General features: G+C 51.9%; 13 protein-coding genes and 1 tRNA gene. 7 read left to right on the forward strand and 7 right to left on the reverse strand.

What is annotated here, in order from left to right; genetic code table 11:
- Positions 1-90: 90 nt before the first annotated feature.
- Positions 91-1,938: a M3 family oligoendopeptidase gene (locus tag PSE_RS23110; protein WP_014286997.1), complete on the reverse strand. Its 1,848-nt coding sequence runs from the start codon at positions 1,936-1,938 to the stop codon at positions 91-93.
- A gap of 228 nt (positions 1,939-2,166) precedes the next feature.
- On the opposite strand from PSE_RS23110, the gene PSE_RS23115 reads away from it, so the two are divergent.
- The 3 genes from PSE_RS23115 to PSE_RS23125 all read left to right on the forward strand — a co-directional run bounded on the left by PSE_RS23115 (position 2,167) and on the right by PSE_RS23125 (position 7,599).
- Positions 2,167-3,723, forward strand: a complete 1,557-nt coding sequence (locus PSE_RS23115; protein ID WP_008551667.1) for a sigma-54 dependent transcriptional regulator — start codon at positions 2,167-2,169, stop codon at positions 3,721-3,723.
- 286 nt (positions 3,724-4,009) lie between these two features.
- Positions 4,010-5,662 (forward strand): murein L,D-transpeptidase, encoded by a 1,653-nt coding sequence (locus PSE_RS23120; RefSeq protein ID WP_083841611.1) that lies wholly within the window; start codon positions 4,010-4,012, stop codon positions 5,660-5,662.
- Positions 5,663-5,907: 245 nt separating this feature from the next.
- Entirely contained in the window at positions 5,908-7,599 is a 1,692-nt protein-coding gene (locus PSE_RS23125) for a DUF882 domain-containing protein (RefSeq protein WP_014286999.1), read from the forward strand.
- A 201-nt stretch (positions 7,600-7,800) separates the two neighbouring features.
- Here PSE_RS23125 and PSE_RS23130 read toward each other — a convergent pair whose 3' ends face one another.
- Positions 7,801-8,067, reverse strand: coding sequence for a DUF2312 domain-containing protein (locus PSE_RS23130; protein WP_008551513.1), 267 nt, complete (start codon positions 8,065-8,067; stop codon positions 7,801-7,803).
- A 1,003-nt stretch (positions 8,068-9,070) separates the two neighbouring features.
- On the opposite strand from PSE_RS23130, the gene PSE_RS23135 reads away from it, so the two are divergent.
- Complete coding sequence (locus PSE_RS23135; protein WP_148266282.1) at positions 9,071-9,556, forward strand: DUF1036 domain-containing protein; 486 nt, start codon at positions 9,071-9,073, stop codon at positions 9,554-9,556.
- A complete protein-coding gene (gene pyk, locus PSE_RS23140; RefSeq protein ID WP_008551633.1) occupies positions 9,553-10,983 on the forward strand; it encodes a pyruvate kinase in 1,431 nt (476 codons plus the stop codon). The genes PSE_RS23135 and pyk overlap by 4 nt, the downstream gene beginning before the upstream one ends.
- A 115-nt stretch (positions 10,984-11,098) precedes the next feature.
- On the opposite strand, the gene PSE_RS23145 is transcribed toward pyk, so the two are convergent.
- Positions 11,099-12,037 carry an oxidoreductase gene (locus PSE_RS23145; RefSeq protein ID WP_208998030.1) on the reverse strand — a complete coding sequence of 313 codons (939 nt, stop codon included), beginning with the start codon at positions 12,035-12,037 and terminating at the stop codon, positions 11,099-11,101.
- 79 nt (positions 12,038-12,116) lie between these two features.
- On the opposite strand from PSE_RS23145, the gene PSE_RS23150 reads away from it, so the two are divergent.
- Positions 12,117-12,656 carry a TetR/AcrR family transcriptional regulator gene (locus tag PSE_RS23150; protein WP_008551317.1) on the forward strand — a complete coding sequence of 180 codons (540 nt, stop codon included), beginning with the start codon at positions 12,117-12,119 and terminating at the stop codon, positions 12,654-12,656.
- An 11-nt stretch (positions 12,657-12,667) separates the two neighbouring features.
- Here PSE_RS23150 and PSE_RS23155 read toward each other — a convergent pair whose 3' ends face one another.
- The 4 genes from PSE_RS23155 to cpdR all read right to left on the reverse strand — a co-directional run bounded on the left by PSE_RS23155 (position 12,668) and on the right by cpdR (position 14,471).
- Entirely contained in the window at positions 12,668-13,345 is a 678-nt protein-coding gene (locus tag PSE_RS23155; RefSeq protein WP_014287004.1) for a tetratricopeptide repeat protein, read from the reverse strand.
- 243 nt (positions 13,346-13,588) lie between these two features.
- Positions 13,589-13,714 (reverse strand): type B 50S ribosomal protein L36, encoded by a 126-nt coding sequence (gene ykgO / locus PSE_RS23160; RefSeq protein WP_008551489.1) that lies wholly within the window; start codon positions 13,712-13,714, stop codon positions 13,589-13,591.
- A gap of 192 nt (positions 13,715-13,906) precedes the next feature.
- A tRNA-Val gene (locus tag PSE_RS23165) sits at positions 13,907-13,981 on the reverse strand.
- 133 nt (positions 13,982-14,114) lie between these two features.
- Positions 14,115-14,471 carry a cell cycle two-component system response regulator CpdR gene (cpdR, locus tag PSE_RS23170; protein WP_008551455.1) on the reverse strand — a complete coding sequence of 119 codons (357 nt, stop codon included), beginning with the start codon at positions 14,469-14,471 and terminating at the stop codon, positions 14,115-14,117.
- 398 nt (positions 14,472-14,869) lie between these two features.
- Here cpdR and PSE_RS23175 point away from each other — a divergent pair, with 398 nt between their 5' ends.
- Entirely contained in the window at positions 14,870-15,772 is a 903-nt protein-coding gene (locus PSE_RS23175) for an N-formylglutamate amidohydrolase (RefSeq protein ID WP_083417428.1), read from the forward strand.
- The last annotated feature ends 2 nt before the right edge of the window (positions 15,773-15,774 follow it).

Raw genomic sequence — 15,774 nt, forward strand, 5'->3', positions numbered from 1 at the left:
TAAGTAAGCGTGGGAAAAGTTGTAGGGGTATACGCAAAAAAGGCGAGAGCAGTTGCCCTCGCCTTCTGAAGAAATCCAACTCGGTTTGGCTTACGCCTTATCCATCTCTTCCAGCTCATCAATGAACCGCTCGATTACAGCCAGGCCTTTTTGCCAGAAGGCTGGGTCGGTGGCGTCGAGGCCGAATGGGGCGAGAAGTTCGCTGTGGTGTTTGGTGCCGCCTGCTTTCAGCAGGTCGAAGTACTTCTGCTGGAAGCCTTCCTCAGCTTCTTCATAAACCGCATAAAGCGAGTTCACGAGGCAGTCGCCAAAGGCATAGGCGTAAACGTAGAATGGTGAATGGATAAAGTGCGGGATGTAGGTCCAGTAGTTCTCATAGCCGCCCTCAAGGTCAATCGCCTCACCGAGGCTCTCTTCCTGAACGCTCATCCAGATCGCTGAGATCTGTTCAGAGGTCAGCTCACCTTCTTTGCGCAGCTCATGCACCTGACGCTCAAACGTGTAAAACGCAATCTGGCGAACCACTGTATTCAGCATGTCTTCCACTTTGCCCGCCAGCATGATCTGACGCTTCTCAGGTGTTTCCGCTTTTGCAAGCAGATCCTTGAAAGTCAGCATCTCGCCAAACACAGAAGCAGTCTCAGCCAATGTCAGCGGTGTTGGTGCCATCAGCGCGCCATTAGGAGCCGCCAGCACCTGGTGCACACCATGGCCTAGCTCATGCGCAAGTGTCATCACATCGCGGATTTTGCCCTGATAGTTGATCAACACAAACGGATGCGCACTTGGGACAGTTGGGTGAGAAAACGCACCCGGAGACTTGCCCGGACGAGCCGCCCCATCAATCCAGTTCTTGTCAAAGAACTCTTCTGCAATGCTTGAAAGCTCTGGTGAGAACTTGGAATAGGCATCCAGAACAGTGGTCTTTGCCTCATCCCACGGAATGTCACGCGTATCCGCCTGCGGCAGAGGCGCATTGCGATCCCAGAAGTGCATCTTCTCAACACCAAGCCACTTGGCTTTCATCGCATAGTAGCGGTGAGACAGGCGCGGGTAAGCAGCACGAACAGAATCTACCAGCGCATCAACCACTTCCCGCTCAACACGGTTGGAAAGGTGACGACTGTCAGCAATGTCTTCAAAGTTATGCCAGCGATCGTAAGTGTCTTTGTCTTTCGCCAGCGTATTGGTGATCAGAGTAAAGATGCTCAGGTTCTTGGCAAAGGTTTTGGAAAGCGCACCAGCCGCCTTCTTACGCAGCTCTGCATCAGCACCCTGCAGCAGGTTCAGCGTCTGTTCGATGGAGAGCTCTTCACCATCAATCTCATAACGGGAACCAGAAATGGTTTCATCAAACAGACGGTTCCACGCAGCAGCACCTGTCACATGCTTTTCATGGAAGAGCTGCTCAATTTCCTCACTACGTTCATGAGGGCGCTCTTTGCGAAGGTCTTCCAGCCAAGGGCGATAGTAAGCCAGTTTCTCTGACTTCAGAGCCTCTTCCAGAACCGCTTCATCAATCTTGTTCATCTCCAGAGAGAAGAACAGCATGTGAAGACTGGCGGTCGTCAGCTTTTCCTGAACATCGCCGTAAAACTTCTGGCGTGCCGGATCAGTCGTGTCACCGGCGTAAGAGAGACCAGCATAGGAACCGATGCGACCCATCAGGTCTTCTAGTTCTTCATAACGGCGAACGATCTCGGCCATCTCATCACCGGAACGACCAGCGATCTCAGCAAGTTTGCCTTTGCAATCTGCCTCGAACTGCTCTGCCAGTTCTTTCGCACGCTCCATATCCTGATCAATCGTAGGATCTTCGATAGAGCTGTAAAATACAGAAAGATCCCACTCCGGTAAGTCACCAAGGCTTCCGGCTGTCATTGCAGCCTCAGCACTTTGATAAGCGATAGGGAAAGGAGTGGCGTGCTTAAGTGTCATTTGAGCGTCCGATTGTGGGTTGGCATGTAACCAAAAAAGAAATCTGAGGTGCGCAGAACAAGTTCCGTAGCACACTGTTTAAATATGCGTCCAATCCGTGCACATGCAATGGCGTGTTTTCACAAGATCCCCAAAATGAAGTGGGCAATTTGTTTACCAAATTGAGTGCAGGATGACCTGAATTGGCACACTATGCATTACTGCCCAATCGATTTGAAGGGATTTCCCATGGCACAGCGCATTTTGATCGTAGATGACGATCCGGTCCAACGCCGCCTGCTAGAAGAAGCAGTAAAGCGGTTCGGATACCGCTCAAAAAGCTGTGTTGATGGCCGTGAAGCGCTGGAAATCCTGACAGGAAGTGCCCAATCCGAAATCGACCTGGTCATTCTGGATCTGATGATGCCGGAAGTTGATGGATTTCAGGTTCTTAAAGAAACCCGGGAAGCTAAAAACGCTGTTCCTGTTATCGTGCAAACCGCCAATGGCAGCATTGAAACCGTCATTGAGGCCATGCGTGCAGGCGCTCAGGATTTTGTCGTCAAACCAAGCCGTCCAGAACGTCTTCAGGTTTCCATCACCAACCTGCTGAAAGTCGCTACGCTAGAAGGCGAACTCACCCGCATCCGCAAGCATTCAGAAGGCACGCTTACCTTTGACAACATCGTCACGCGGTCAGAGCCAATGGACCGTGTACTGCGACTGGGCGAACGGGCAGCATCCTCTAACATCCCGATCCTGATTGAAGGCGAGTCCGGTGTCGGTAAGGAGCTGATTGCACGTGCCATTCAGGGCTCCAGCGAACGCAGGTCCAAGCCATTTGTTACAGTAAACTGCGGTGCCATTCCCGATCATCTGGTGGAGTCCATCCTCTTCGGTCACGAAAAAGGAGCATTCACCGGCGCTGTCGACAGGCATATCGGTAAATTTCAGGAAGCAAACGGCGGCACGCTGTTTCTGGATGAGGTCGGCGAACTGCCTCTGGAAGTACAGGTCAAACTTCTTCGCGCTCTTCAGGAAGGTGAAGTGGACCCAGTTGGCGCCCGCAAGCCTGTCAAAGTGGATTTCCGCCTGATCTCCGCAACCAACCGCCGCCTGATCGATCAGGTGAAGGAAGGTAAATTCCGCGAAGACCTATATTATCGCCTCAACGTCTTCCCAATCTGGATCCCTCCCCTACGAGATCGTAGTGAGGATATTCCCGAGCTCACACGCCATTTCCTCGCGCGTTTTGCTGCAGAAGAAAGCAAGCCTCAAGTTACGGGCATCACTTCTGACACGGTCAATATGCTTAAGAGTTATGACTGGCCTGGCAACATTCGCCAGCTTGAAAACGCAGTATTCCGCGCCGTTGTCCTGTGCGATGGTCCAAGCCTGACATGCGATGACTTCCCGCAAATAGCTCAAGCGACAGATACGCCAATGAGTTACGCGGCAGCGCCGTCTGTTGGAAAAAAAGAGCCGCAAGCTGACGTCTATTCTTCATCCCTAAGTGTAGCGAGTAAATGGGAGGAACAGCAGGACGAACAATTTCTTCATGTCGAAGCCGTATCAGCCTTCGATGCGGAGCAACCTCCCTTTGGATATATGCGTTCACTCGATGGCGAAGGCCACGTACGCACCCTGACCGGCGTCGAAGAAGAGATGATCCGGACAGCCATATCCCATTACGGAGGCCGCATGACCGAGGTTGCCAAGCGTTTGGGCATCGGGCGCTCAACGCTTTATCGCAAGCTGAAAGAATACGGTCTGGAAGAAACTCCAGAAAACAAAGCAGCGCACTAAAGCGCAAGTCGCAAGCGTGGCGCAAGCCAGGAGAACGAAGTTCGCTTATCAATTTTGATTGAGCGTACTTTGAGGCATTTTCTAGCACAATATGTGGCAAAAAACCGTGGGTTTAAGTTCATATCACTGAACCTTGAATTTAAAACATCACGCACACGTGCTATCTCAAAACGCATTAGTGTATATGCGTAATAAATATAAGTTTGGGCAAAACAACACTCTTAGATTTCAAGGTATTCGTCTTCTGCTTTGAAATATCAAAGAGTTATCAGGTGGGTAGTCATAAATGTTTGGTAGAACGAGCACATCAGTATTGCTCGCAGGGGCAGTTTTTGCGCTTTCATCAACTGTGTACTCTGCGCAAGCCGCAATTCCTGACAATTTTGACGCGCAGCTCGAGCAAGTAAACCTTGCTCTGTCAAATCCAGTTGCGCAGGAAATTCAAAAGGCGTTCAGCAAAAAGCATCGCCGTCAGAACTTCCATGCAAAGCGTGAGGCAGCTGCTGCAAAACTCTTCTACGAAAACAGAAGCTTCCAACCAGCCTGGATCCTCAAAGGCAAGCTCTCATCCGGCGCTCTGTCCGCCATCGAAACTCTGCAATCCGCTGATGAAGAAGGCCTGCACACCGCTGACTACCCGGTTCCGGCAGCTGACTTCAATGCAGATGGCAAAGCAACACCTGACCAGATCGCTGCAGCCGAACTGGAACTGACCCATTCCATCCTCAAATACGCAGAGGACGCACAGGCTGGCCGCGTCAGCCCCTATGCGATTTCCGAGGACATCACCCTTCGCCCAGAACGCCCGGACCCGATTGAAGCGCTGACCTCCGTCGCGCGCTCGGCAGCTCCGGCACAGGTTTTGGCAGCATTCAACCCACCGCATGCTGAATACAAAGCCCTGAAAAAACAACTCGCTGAACTGCGCGAGCAGACCGACAATGGCGACCTGGAAAAACAGGTCGTTATTCCAGCCGGTAAGCTCCTGAAAGTTGGCAGCAAAAGCTCCCGCGTTGCCCTGCTGCGTGAGCGCCTGAGTGTTCCAACCGTTGAATCCCAGATGAATGTCTACACGCAGGATCTGGCTTACGCTGTTGAGGCATTCCAGGCTGCAAACGGTTTGCATCCGGACGGCGCTGTTGGCCCGCGCACTCTGCTGGCCCTCAATGGCCGCGTGAGTGGCGACCCGATCAAGGACGTCATTGCAAACATGGAACGCTGGCGCTGGATGCCGCGGGATCTGGGTGAAACCCACCTGCGCGTCAACATCCCAGAGTTTATGGTTCGCCTGAACATGGAAGGCTTCGTTCTGTATGAGACCCGCGTTGTCGTTGGCAAACGCTCCAACAAGACACCGGTATTCTCAGACAAGATGCAGCATGTGGTCGTGAACCCATACTGGAACGTCCCATATTCCATCGCATCCAAGGAGCTTCTGCCGGAACTGCGCGCAAGCAACCCGCAAAGCTACCTGCAAAAAGGCAACTATGAGATCGTGTATGGCGGCAAGATCGTTGATCCACGCCGTGTGAACTGGGATGCAGTAACCTTCAAGCAGATCCGTATTCGTCAGCGTCCGGGCCGTGGCAATGCACTTGGCAAAATCAAGTTCATGTTCCCGAACAAGCACAACGTATACCTGCACGACACACCATCCAAGTCGCTGTTCAACCGCTCCGAACGTGCATTCTCTCACGGCTGTGTTCGCGTGCAGAACCCGTTCGAATTCTCAGATGCACTGATGGCGACACAAAACACCATCACCGGCAACTACATTCGCTCGCTCGTAGGTAAGAAGCAGACGCAGGTGAATCTGCAAAAAGATATCCCTGTCCACATCTCTTACTTCACTGCATTTGTGGATGAGGCCGGAAAGCTACAAAGACGTCCGGATATTTACGGACACAATCAGGCTGTGATCGACGCTCTAAATCTTTAAAATTGTCACAATCCACATGTATCCACAGTGATATGACGACTTATGCGTGCGGATTCGCGCGCATTTGTCGCATGTAAATAGCGGTTTTTGGCAAAAAACTTGGATTGTTGCCGGTAAGTCACTAGTTCGCGTTAATTGTAACTAAAGTAAAGGCTCATTAACCTTGTCCGCACTAGAACGAAAGAGGTGGGGCTCTGGGGTAAGGTTTTAGCCGATAACGCGAAAGCGAGATTCAATTGCGTGACATGATTGCATTCGGGCGCTCGGACTTTGGTAAACGTCTGCCTGGCATTTCAATGCTGGTCGCAGCTGTTCTTTGTGCGTTCTTCCTCACCTCAATTGCTTCGGCTAGTGCGAGTACACGCACGCTAAAGCTGTACTTCACCCACACAAAAGAGCGGGCGGAAATTACCTTCAAGCGCAATGGTCGCTATGACAAAGAAGGCCTTCGCAAGCTCAACAACTTCCTGCGGGATTGGCGTCAGAATGAGCCAACCAAAATGGATCCTGAACTGTTTGACCTGATCTGGGAAGTGTACCAGAAGGCCGGGACAAGCAAGTACATCCATGTTGTCTCAGCATACCGCTCTCCCAAAACCAACAATATGCTCCGCAAGCGCTCCAGCGGTGTGGCTAAAAACAGCCAACACACCAGAGGCCGCGCGATGGATTTCTTCATTCCAGGTGTAAGCACAGCAAAGCTGCGCGCTCTTGGTTTGCGTCAGCATGTTGGTGGCGTCGGCTACTACCCACGCTCAAACACACCGTTCGTTCACATGGACACGGGCTCCGTGCGTCACTGGCCGCGTATGACACGCTCTCAGCTGGTCAAGGTGTTCCCAAAAGGCGATACCATTCACGTGCCGTCTGATGGCAAGCCTTTGGCACGCTACAAGCAGACCCTTGCTGAAGTGAAGCGCAGAGACTCAGGCCGCTCAACAAGTGTTGCAAGCCGCTCCAGCTCTTCATCCAAAGCAAGCGCAAGAGCAACGTCATCCAACAGCGGTGGCGGCTTCTTCTCTCGCCTGTTCAGCAACTCTGACAGCAATGAAGCAAGCAAACCAGCTCCTACACCGGCAACCAAGGCACCACGTGAGCGTGAGCCTGATCCAAGCCGTCGTGTAGAAAACGAGTTCAACGCTATTCCGCAGCCAAAAGTGGCACTGCTGGCAACACAGCCAGCAGCAAGCCCGGTTCCGGGAGCGGCATCACCACTCGCGCTGGCGTCTATCACGCCTTACGCCAAGCCGAAGGCTGAAACCGAAGCAGCACCTGAAGCATCTGAGCAGAACCTCAATCTGCTCGCTTCCGCTCGTCCTCGCATCAAGCCACAGCAAATCATTCAGGTCGCCGCTTTGCCGGCGGCCACCCCTGCTGCACCTCAGCGCGCGCCAGTTATTCCGCAAAAAGTGGAAACACCAAAAGACGGCATCGCGGCAATTATCGCAGCAACTGGCGAAAAAACACCGGATAGCCTTCGCCCGCTCGTGAACTCACAGCTCGCGTACGCCTCCCCGGCATCTGGAAACGAGCAGGCTAAGAACAAGTTCAGCAAGAAGTCCGCACTCTCCGCTCAGGCACCATTTGCTGAGCAGCGCTTGCCAAACCTCTTGCCGCCCAAACCACAACCGGCGCAGCAGACTGTCATCTCCAAAGCAGTCCAAAAAGCACCGCTGACAGGCTTCCACTCTGCACCAAAAGCAAACGCAGTGCTGATGCTGGACCCAACCTGGACCGCAAGAAACCGCCGCACCATCACGATGGAACATCCTGACCAGAACCAACTTGCAGTTCTGATGTCACCGGTCACATCTGTCCTGAAAGATGCTCTGACCCAAACGCCATACCGCCCGATCCGCAAAAACATCAACCGCGGCTCAGCGATCGCATGGCTCGATTCCATCTACACAGGTTCAGTCAAGGTCTCTTCCCGGTAAGCATCCCCCGTTTCCAGTTGAGAACCTAGCCCTTCAACGCGAGAGCACTCAGCCTCGCGATAACTGTTTTCTATACTAGCTTCAAAGACAGCCAGTCGCAGCTCATTCCCTCCAGAGCGTTAGTTCACATTTACCAACAAAAAAGGCCCCTCACCGCGGTAAGGAGCCTCTTTCAGTATTCTCAATTTGCTGGATGAGCGCTTACGCGTCAACCTCAACAGGGCCAGCCATGCCAAGCGCATGCAGGTAAAGGTCGAGGATCGCCTCTTCTTCTTCACGCTCATGCGGCTTACGTTTACGCAAGGAAACGATCTTGCGCATAACCTTCACGTCAAAGCCGTTGCCCTTAGCTTCCGCATAAACATCCTTGATGTCGTCCGCGATAACTTTTTTCTCTTCTTCAAGACGTTCAATACGCTCAATAAATGCGCGCAGCTGATCTGCTGCTACACCACCGGCATCTGACATATGAAATCCACCTTACGTTCGTGCGAAACACCATTAACCTTGTTGTCTTGCTGCCAGAACTGAGCAGACGGGTCAACCGTTCACGTTGTGTTTTCAGCAACCTTCACAGGATCTGGGGGAAGAACTAAGTTTCAATGGGAATATAAAACACTCGCCTCAATTGGCGCACAATCAACTGGCAACACTCGGCACAAAATTCATCTTAGCGTTGCAACGCACACTCCCGATCCGATAGTCCCAATCCATTCAATGGCTTCCACCTGCCGCAAAGATAGGTGCCGTTACGTACGCACTGCTGCATAGATCAAAACATACTCACAATTGTCCAAAGATAAATCTGCGCGACAAATTCACACCCTAAATATATCAGAGCACTCCATCTCTAAACGGAAGTGTTCATTTGAAAATTTAAGATGACAACTTTTTCATTTCCATTCAATGGAACAACGCTACGAAACTTTTCCTGACAAAGTGTCGCATTACAAAGAAATAACTTGCCGCAGCACTAAGGATTTTCATGTAGGCGGCCGAACAGATGCTTCAAACCCAACTGTAAAAACCGGACATTTGTCCGAAACGGTGTTTATCTCTTTGTCTTCTCTTTCTAAATATATTCGCAATAAGCAAGAGGAACTGTGGGAGGAGATAAGCTTTTCAGGCTTTCCTCTTGATTCCATGCAGAACTCAGGCCAATAAAGATACTTAGATTCCTAGAGGTAAGATCCGACTTTTGGATCATATTTCAAGTGTTGACGGGGGTCGTCCACACTCATCCAGAGTCAGGGCGGGGCAACCAAAGCATGACATGTCGGGTTTTCATCATTTCATCATCCTGCCGTTTTTGTGTGGCCAATGGTGAGCTGGGGCAACGTTCTTTACTCAGAACAACCTGTATTACCCTTTAGTCGTGCTCTGAAACGCATCGGCCATGGGCCGAACCACGTTGACAAGGGCATCAACTGAACGCATTAAACTGCCGTTTGTAGCTGTACATATGACTGTTATGAGAACATCCAGAAACGACTTCGCATCTGCTGTAATAAACCGTTTTCGGAAAAATTCACTGGCTCTTGCCTGTGTTGCTTTTGGAGTTCTGAGCTTTCAGCAGATCCCCTCTGCAAAAGCCGACTTTCGCGCATGTAATAAGACCGAAAGCACAGTCAACATCGCAATAGGCTACCGTGATGGCGCCGATTGGATCACCGAAGGATGGTGGACCATCGACAAAAACGCCTGTGACACGTTGGTGTCCGGCGATTTGGCGTCACGTTACTATTACTTGTACGCAGTACAAACGGATCAAAATGGTGAATGGGATGGCAAGGCGTATATGTGTGTACGTCAAAAAAAGTTCACCATTCGCGGTATAGAAGACTGTGTCGCTCGTGGTTATGAGCGAACAGGTTTCTTTGAAATAGATACAGGCGAGCAAAGCAGCTGGACGGTCCAGCTGACGGAGCCGGTAGAGCAAGGAACAGGTGGACGATGAAGCGTAACAGACGGGTCAAAATTCTAGCAACTCTCGGCCCGGCGTCTTCCGAAAAAGAAGCAATCAAAAAGCTATGGCAGGCAGGTGCGGACGTTTTCCGCATCAACATGAGCCACTCCTCCCACGAAGTCCTCAACAATCTGGTTGGTCGCATCCGCGAAGTTGAAGCAGAAGTAGGCCGTCCAATCGGCATTCTCGCTGACCTGCAGGGCCCTAAACTGCGTGTTGGCACTTTTGCAGATGATGCGAAGCCAGTTCTCGAAAATGGCGCAACCTTTGTTGTAGACGCAAACGAAACCCCAGGTGACGCATCCCGCGTTTACCTCCCACACCCGGAAATTCTCGGCAGCCTCGAAGTTGGTCACCGTCTCCTCGTAGACGATGGCAAGATCTGCCTGCGCGTGACCGAAGCATCTCCGCAGCGTTGTGTGACCACTGTTGAAGTAGGCGGCAAGATCTCCAACCGTAAAGGCGTTTCCGTTCCAGATACAGAAATCCCAGTTGGCGCTCTGACCGAAAAAGACCGCGCAGACCTGCTGGCAGCTCTCGATGCAAAAGTTGACTGGATTGCACTGTCCTTCGTACAGCGCCCAGAAGACCTCATCGAAGTGCGCAACACCACTCAGGGCCGCGTTGGCGTTCTGGCTAAAATCGAGAAGCCTCAGGCAATCGACCGTCTCTCCGAGATCATCGAGCTGTCCGACGCAATCATGGTTGCTCGTGGTGACCTTGGCGTTGAAATGCCTCTCGAGAAGGTTCCAGGCCTGCAGAAGCGCATGATCCGCGCATGCCGCAAAGCTGGTAAGCCAGTTGTTGTTGCAACACAGATGCTGGAAAGCATGATCACCTCCCCAGTGCCAACCCGCGCAGAAGTTTCTGACGTGGCAAACGCAGTGTTTGAAGGTGCAGACGCAGTGATGCTCTCCGCAGAATCTGCTGCTGGCGACTTCCCATTTGAAGCTGTTGCGACCATGGACAAAATCGCAACCGAAGTTGAGCAGGACGAGAACTACCGTTCCATCATCCACGCTCAGCGTACAGAACCAGAAGCAACCGGCGCTGACGCAATCACTGCAGCAGCTCACCAGGTCGCTGAAACTCTGGATCTGGCTGCGATCGTGACCTACACCGCATCTGGTGGAACTGCACTGCGCGCTTCCCGCGAGCGTCCTGCAACTCCAATCATCGCGTTCTCTCCTGAAATGTCTACAGTTCGCCGCCTGACCATCGGTTGGGGCCTGCACTGTGTGGCTAACCAGGATGCAGCAACTGAGGAAGACCTCATCAACCGCGCATGCTGCCTTGCAAACAACGAAGGTTTTGCAAAGCCAGGTCAGCGCGTTCTGGTTTCTGCTGGTGTTCCATTCGGCACCCCAGGTTCCACAAACATGCTGCGCGTCGCGTTCGTTGGTTCCGAAGACGCATAAGCCGTCAACCAACACATCCAACACTACTGAAAAAGCCCGTGATCCAGTATCACGGGCTTTTTTCTTTCAATCGATTAAACCGCTGATAGCCTAAAGAGGGCTTAGCCAACTTCCATTAGTAAAACGCCCACTTAAAATCAGTGAGCCATTCACTTTCATCCCATAGTCGCCGCGCAACTTCAGGGTTCAACGCATGGCTGGCGATGCGCGCAACGCCAACAGGACCAACACTCTCCATCCGCTTCGTAGGGCCGTAATACCCATTCGGCTCAGCTTCCACGCCAGCTGCTGCCAATACAGTCGGCAGCGCACCTCGTTCAGCAGACTGAGCAAACAGCTTGTTCATCCACTTATAGGTCTTGCTCATCAGACCTGTCGGCCCCGTGCTCTGCAGATTGGTAGCAGACCAACCCGGATGGCCCATCGTGACAAAAGACGTACTCCCCGTATCTGACAGACGCCGCTGAAGCTCCAGACCAAACATCACATTCGCCAGTTTGCTTTGTGAGTAGGCTTTCATCGGCGCATAGGTTTCACGCATCATCAGATCGTTAAAGTTGATCTTGCCCATCTTGTGAACAAGGCTTGCAACGACAACAAACCGCCCCTGAGCAGCTTCGACATTAGGCTTCAGCAAGCCGGACCAGAGAAAATGGCCAAGATGATTGGTCGCGAACTGCAACTCGTAGCCATCAACACTCTTCAACTCAGGCGTTTGCATAATACCAGCGTTATTGATGAGCCCATCGATCTTAGTGTATCTTGTAGCAACAATTTCTGCTGCAGAGCGAACGGACGCCAGATCACTCAGATCCAACTGAACCAGATCAACTTTTCCTTTCGCTTGAGTTTGCAGCGCATGCTGGGCAGCTGAACCTTTTTCAGCATTCCGGCAGGCAATGACCACATCACCGCCCGCACCCGCGAGCATTTTAGCTGCCTCAAACCCAATTCCGGAGTTACCGCCTGTTATGATATAAGTCTTACCCTCAAGAGAAGGCAGTTGGTCCGCAGTCCAATCGGAAACTGCGCTGCTCTTGTTCGCTGTGCTCATTTCATTCTCCAATACGCAGCACTCACTCTGCTGCATAACAAAGTTGACAACATGAACTATAATTGTCAACTAGGTAAACATGAAAACAAACTTTGACAAAAAGAAGGCACTGGGTGTTTTCGCCCAATACGGCTTTCGGAAGACTTCAGTCGGTGACGTTGCAAACGCGGTCGGCCTCTCACGCCAATCGCTCTATAAAAAGTTTGGAAGTAAAGAAGAGCTGTTCCAGACCATAATCGAGGAATACTCTGAAGAGATCGGCCTTCAAGCACTGGAAATCCTTGAAGAAAAGTCAGATGACACCAAGTCCCGCATCCTGAGCGCATTAGACACCATCATTGGTCAGCACGTAGACCTGATGCGGAACTCTGTGCATGGCGCAGAGCTGGTTCAGATGGGTGAGCAGGTCATGTCATCCGTCGGCAAAGGCCTGATGCCCCAGGTCATGCTCAAAATCGCAGATGTCATTGTTGAGAGTTATGACGACCGCACCAAAGATCAAGCGGAAGATGATGCTTTCATCCTCTTCACCCTCGCCAAAGGGCTGTCTCTCACAGTCTCAAGCTACGCGGAATATAAAGACGGCATCACAAGAGCCGCTGATCGCATTCTGGGCTAAAACCCCACCTGCTAGTGATACTGCCCCCACAGTTCCTCACGCAGGCTTTTAACGGCGTCCTGAGCATTCTCCAACAACGGATAGATGCTCAGCACATGCTGGAACACCTCCAGCGCCTTTTCATTCTCACCTGTCTTTCTAAGGATCATGGCAAAGCCAGAGAGCGCCGGATAATGCCGTGGCTCAATCCGCAGCACCTGTTCAATATCCGCAAGAGAACGTCCCAGATCTTCCTTCAGGAAATGCACCGTCGCTCGTCGGTTCCATCCCTCAACATATCCGGGATCAAGACGAACCACCGCATCCAGCAGATCTAACGCCAGACCGTATTCCTTGCCTTCAATCGCCCTCGCAGAGCGCATCATGAGCAAGTCCAGCGTGTGACTTCCAGACTGCATGAAAAGGCTATGGATGCGGCGTGAGATCGCCTGAGCGTCTCCCAGCGTGTCAGCATCCCTGAGCTCCAGAAAGAGCGCATCCAGCAACTGCTGACGCGTATAATGCGCAGAGTGCCCGTGACCAGGTGCAGACCGCCCAATCTGAGCAGGCCCACCAGCAGGTCCATCAAGAACCGCATCTGGCCCCATGTTCAGCTTTGGATGCCCATCTGGCAATCCGCGCACCACTTGCAGATCAGCGAGCCCTGTAGAGCCACCACGCTCAGAGGCTACAGAACTACCGGCGACCATCAGACATGCCAATGCTGCCGCAGCAGAGCGTCTTAACCAGTCAGAATGTCGAGAGAAAGAGGCCCTTCCAGAAACTCCGGAAAGTCTATTGAACAGAAACCTGAGTGCTCCTGAAGCGGAGCTGTTTGGGCGTTCAAACGAAAAAAACCGCATAGCAAAAGCATCTCACTTTTGCTACGCGGCTTGCAACTCTTAGAACCAAGGGTTTTTCGCGCTGTTTTATTTCAAATCAGCGCAACAAACTTAACCCTGACGTGCTTTAAAGCGTGGGTTCTTTTTGTTGATGATGTAAACGCGACCCTTGCGGCGTACCATGCGGTTATCACGATGGCGGCCCATGAGTGCCTTAAGAGAGTTCTTAATCTTCATTATCCTACCCCCGGTTAGGGACAATACTTAGGGATCCTGAAGTACCACGATCCGCCAGTGAAAAGAGGCGCTAAGCGCCTCCAGTGTACAGCCTCTGATCTCGCCGCGCTGCGTTCTTAAAGAAGCGGCGCTGGACCTGAGATCAGGACCCGCTCCGCCGGATATACATCCAAGATGTTAACCGACGAAAAATGGTGGGCGTGACAAGGATCGAACTTGTGACCCCTACGATGTCAACGTAGTGCTCTCCCGCTGAGCTACACGCCCGAAACTTTCAAAGAAGCTCGTCCGTCAGCGCTTCAACGCTGCGGTGGAGAGGCGTATAAGAGGAATCTGGAGAACGTGCAAGTCCAAAATTGGAAATTTGCTGTCTCTTTCCACATTCGCCCCTAAAAACTGACTAAACGAGCATTTTTTCCACTTCGCGCACCAGATCCTTTAGGTGAAAAGGCTTGGAAAGAACCTTTGCATCCTGCGGTGCTTTGGAATCAGGATTAAGCGCAACAGCAGCAAATCCAGTGATGAACATGACCTTCAGATCCGGATCAAGCTGAGTAGCTTTGCGAGCCAGTTCAATCCCGTCCATTTCGGGCATCACAATGTCTGTCAGCAAAAGCGCAAAAGGCTCTTCACAGATGCGTTCGTATGCGCTCTTTCCGTTATCAAAGGAAACAACAGTGTGCCCAGCCTTCTCAAGTGCCTTGGACAAGAACTGGCGCATGTCATTATCGTCTTCCGCGAGCAGAATTCGAGACATGTTCGACAACCTTAAAACTCCAGGTGCAGCGACGAGGTTCCCCTCTCAGAGCCGCCCCGTAAATTATTAGAATATGTCAGACGCACTCACCCCTCGCAATCCGACAGATTCCGAATAACGTACGCTGTTAGGTTCAGGAAACTACTCGGGAATACCTGTCAAAACAATAGGGACAAATGAAACAGGTTCACTTCTGAAGAGACTTCTGCGTTAACTGAGGGTCCAGAGCCACACCGCCCCCGCAAACTGCGTAAAATCTCTGAGATCTCTTGCCTATTTCATAAGCAGACTTTGTAATGTCTGGCCCATGGAGCGATCTCCCTCTATACTGGGCGGGATTGCGGCGATTAAGGAATGTAAGCTCTGTGACAGTTTTGGAAGATCATCAGATTAAAGCCATTGCGAACTACAGCAGTACGCTTGGCACCGGAGATCAGGTCCCCGCTTTTGAGGTCCTCTCCCCAGATGAACATTCTGTCCCCTTTGTCTTTAACAGCCCCCACTCCGGGCGGGCGTACCTTTCGTCATTCCTGCAATCCTCTCGTTTGGACACCACACAGATCCGCCAGAGTGAAGACGCCTTTGTTGATCTTCTGATCAAAGATGTTGAGCACCTCGGTGCTCCGGTACTCAAGGCAAACTTCCCGCGTGCGTATATTGACGTGAACAGAGAAGCCTATGAGCTCGATCCAAAGATGTTCGAAGGCAAACTCCCAAAGCACATCAACTCGCGCTCTCTGCGCGTTGCAGGCGGCCTCGGCACCATTGCACGTATCGTTGGTGAGCGCCGGGAGATCTACCGCACCCGCATTCCAGCAGAAGAAGGTCTGGATCGTATTGAGAGGGTCTATAAGCCCTATCACAACACCCTGCGCGGGCTCCTGAACAACGTACAGGACAAGTTCGGCCTTGCGGTCCTGGTGGATTGCCACTCCATGCCGTCGGCCAACTCCAACAAGAACCACGACCCCAAAGCCGATTTCGTCATTGGAGATCGCTTTGGAACCAGTTGCTCCGCGTGGCTCTCCTCCTGCGCAGTCGGCCTGTTGCAGAACATGGGCTACAACGTAGCGCTCAACCGCCCTTACGCTGGCGGCTACATTACTGAGAACTACGGCAGACCTGAGCGTGGCATTCACGCCCTACAAGTCGAAATCAATCGCGCACTCTATATGGATGAGCACGCCCATCAACCTCACTCAGGTTTCCATGACCTGCGTAAGGACTTGATGGAGTTTCTGACCGCACTGGTGGAAATGGTGACAGAAACCTTCACCAGAGAAACATTGGCTGCAGAATAACT

Origin of the sequence: Pseudovibrio sp. FO-BEG1 (assembly GCF_000236645.1) — a bacterium.
GTDB lineage: Bacteria > Pseudomonadota > Alphaproteobacteria > Rhizobiales > Stappiaceae > Pseudovibrio.

Excerpts from the sequence above, each read along its gene's own strand:
- PSE_RS23135 (WP_148266282.1), top strand. The coding sequence starts at position 9,071 with ATGAGAACATCCAGAAACGACTTCGCATCTGCTGTAATAAACCGTTTT.
- PSE_RS23150 (WP_008551317.1), top strand. The coding sequence starts at position 12,117 with ATGAAAACAAACTTTGACAAAAAGAAGGCACTGGGTGTTTTCGCCCAA.
- ykgO (WP_008551489.1), bottom strand. The coding sequence starts at position 13,714 with ATGAAGATTAAGAACTCTCTTAAGGCACTCATGGGCCGCCATCGTGAT.
- PSE_RS23120 (WP_083841611.1), top strand. The coding sequence starts at position 4,010 with ATGTTTGGTAGAACGAGCACATCAGTATTGCTCGCAGGGGCAGTTTTT.
- cpdR (WP_008551455.1), bottom strand. The coding sequence starts at position 14,471 with ATGTCTCGAATTCTGCTCGCGGAAGACGATAATGACATGCGCCAGTTC.
- PSE_RS23125 (WP_014286999.1), top strand. The coding sequence starts at position 5,908 with ATGATTGCATTCGGGCGCTCGGACTTTGGTAAACGTCTGCCTGGCATT.
- PSE_RS23155 (WP_014287004.1), bottom strand. The coding sequence starts at position 13,345 with ATGGTCGCCGGTAGTTCTGTAGCCTCTGAGCGTGGTGGCTCTACAGGG.
- PSE_RS23130 (WP_008551513.1), bottom strand. The coding sequence starts at position 8,067 with ATGTCAGATGCCGGTGGTGTAGCAGCAGATCAGCTGCGCGCATTTATT.
- pyk (WP_008551633.1), top strand. The coding sequence starts at position 9,553 with ATGAAGCGTAACAGACGGGTCAAAATTCTAGCAACTCTCGGCCCGGCG.
- PSE_RS23145 (WP_208998030.1), bottom strand. The coding sequence starts at position 12,037 with ATGAGCACAGCGAACAAGAGCAGCGCAGTTTCCGATTGGACTGCGGAC.
- PSE_RS23110 (WP_014286997.1), bottom strand. The coding sequence starts at position 1,938 with ATGACACTTAAGCACGCCACTCCTTTCCCTATCGCTTATCAAAGTGCT.
- PSE_RS23115 (WP_008551667.1), top strand. The coding sequence starts at position 2,167 with ATGGCACAGCGCATTTTGATCGTAGATGACGATCCGGTCCAACGCCGC.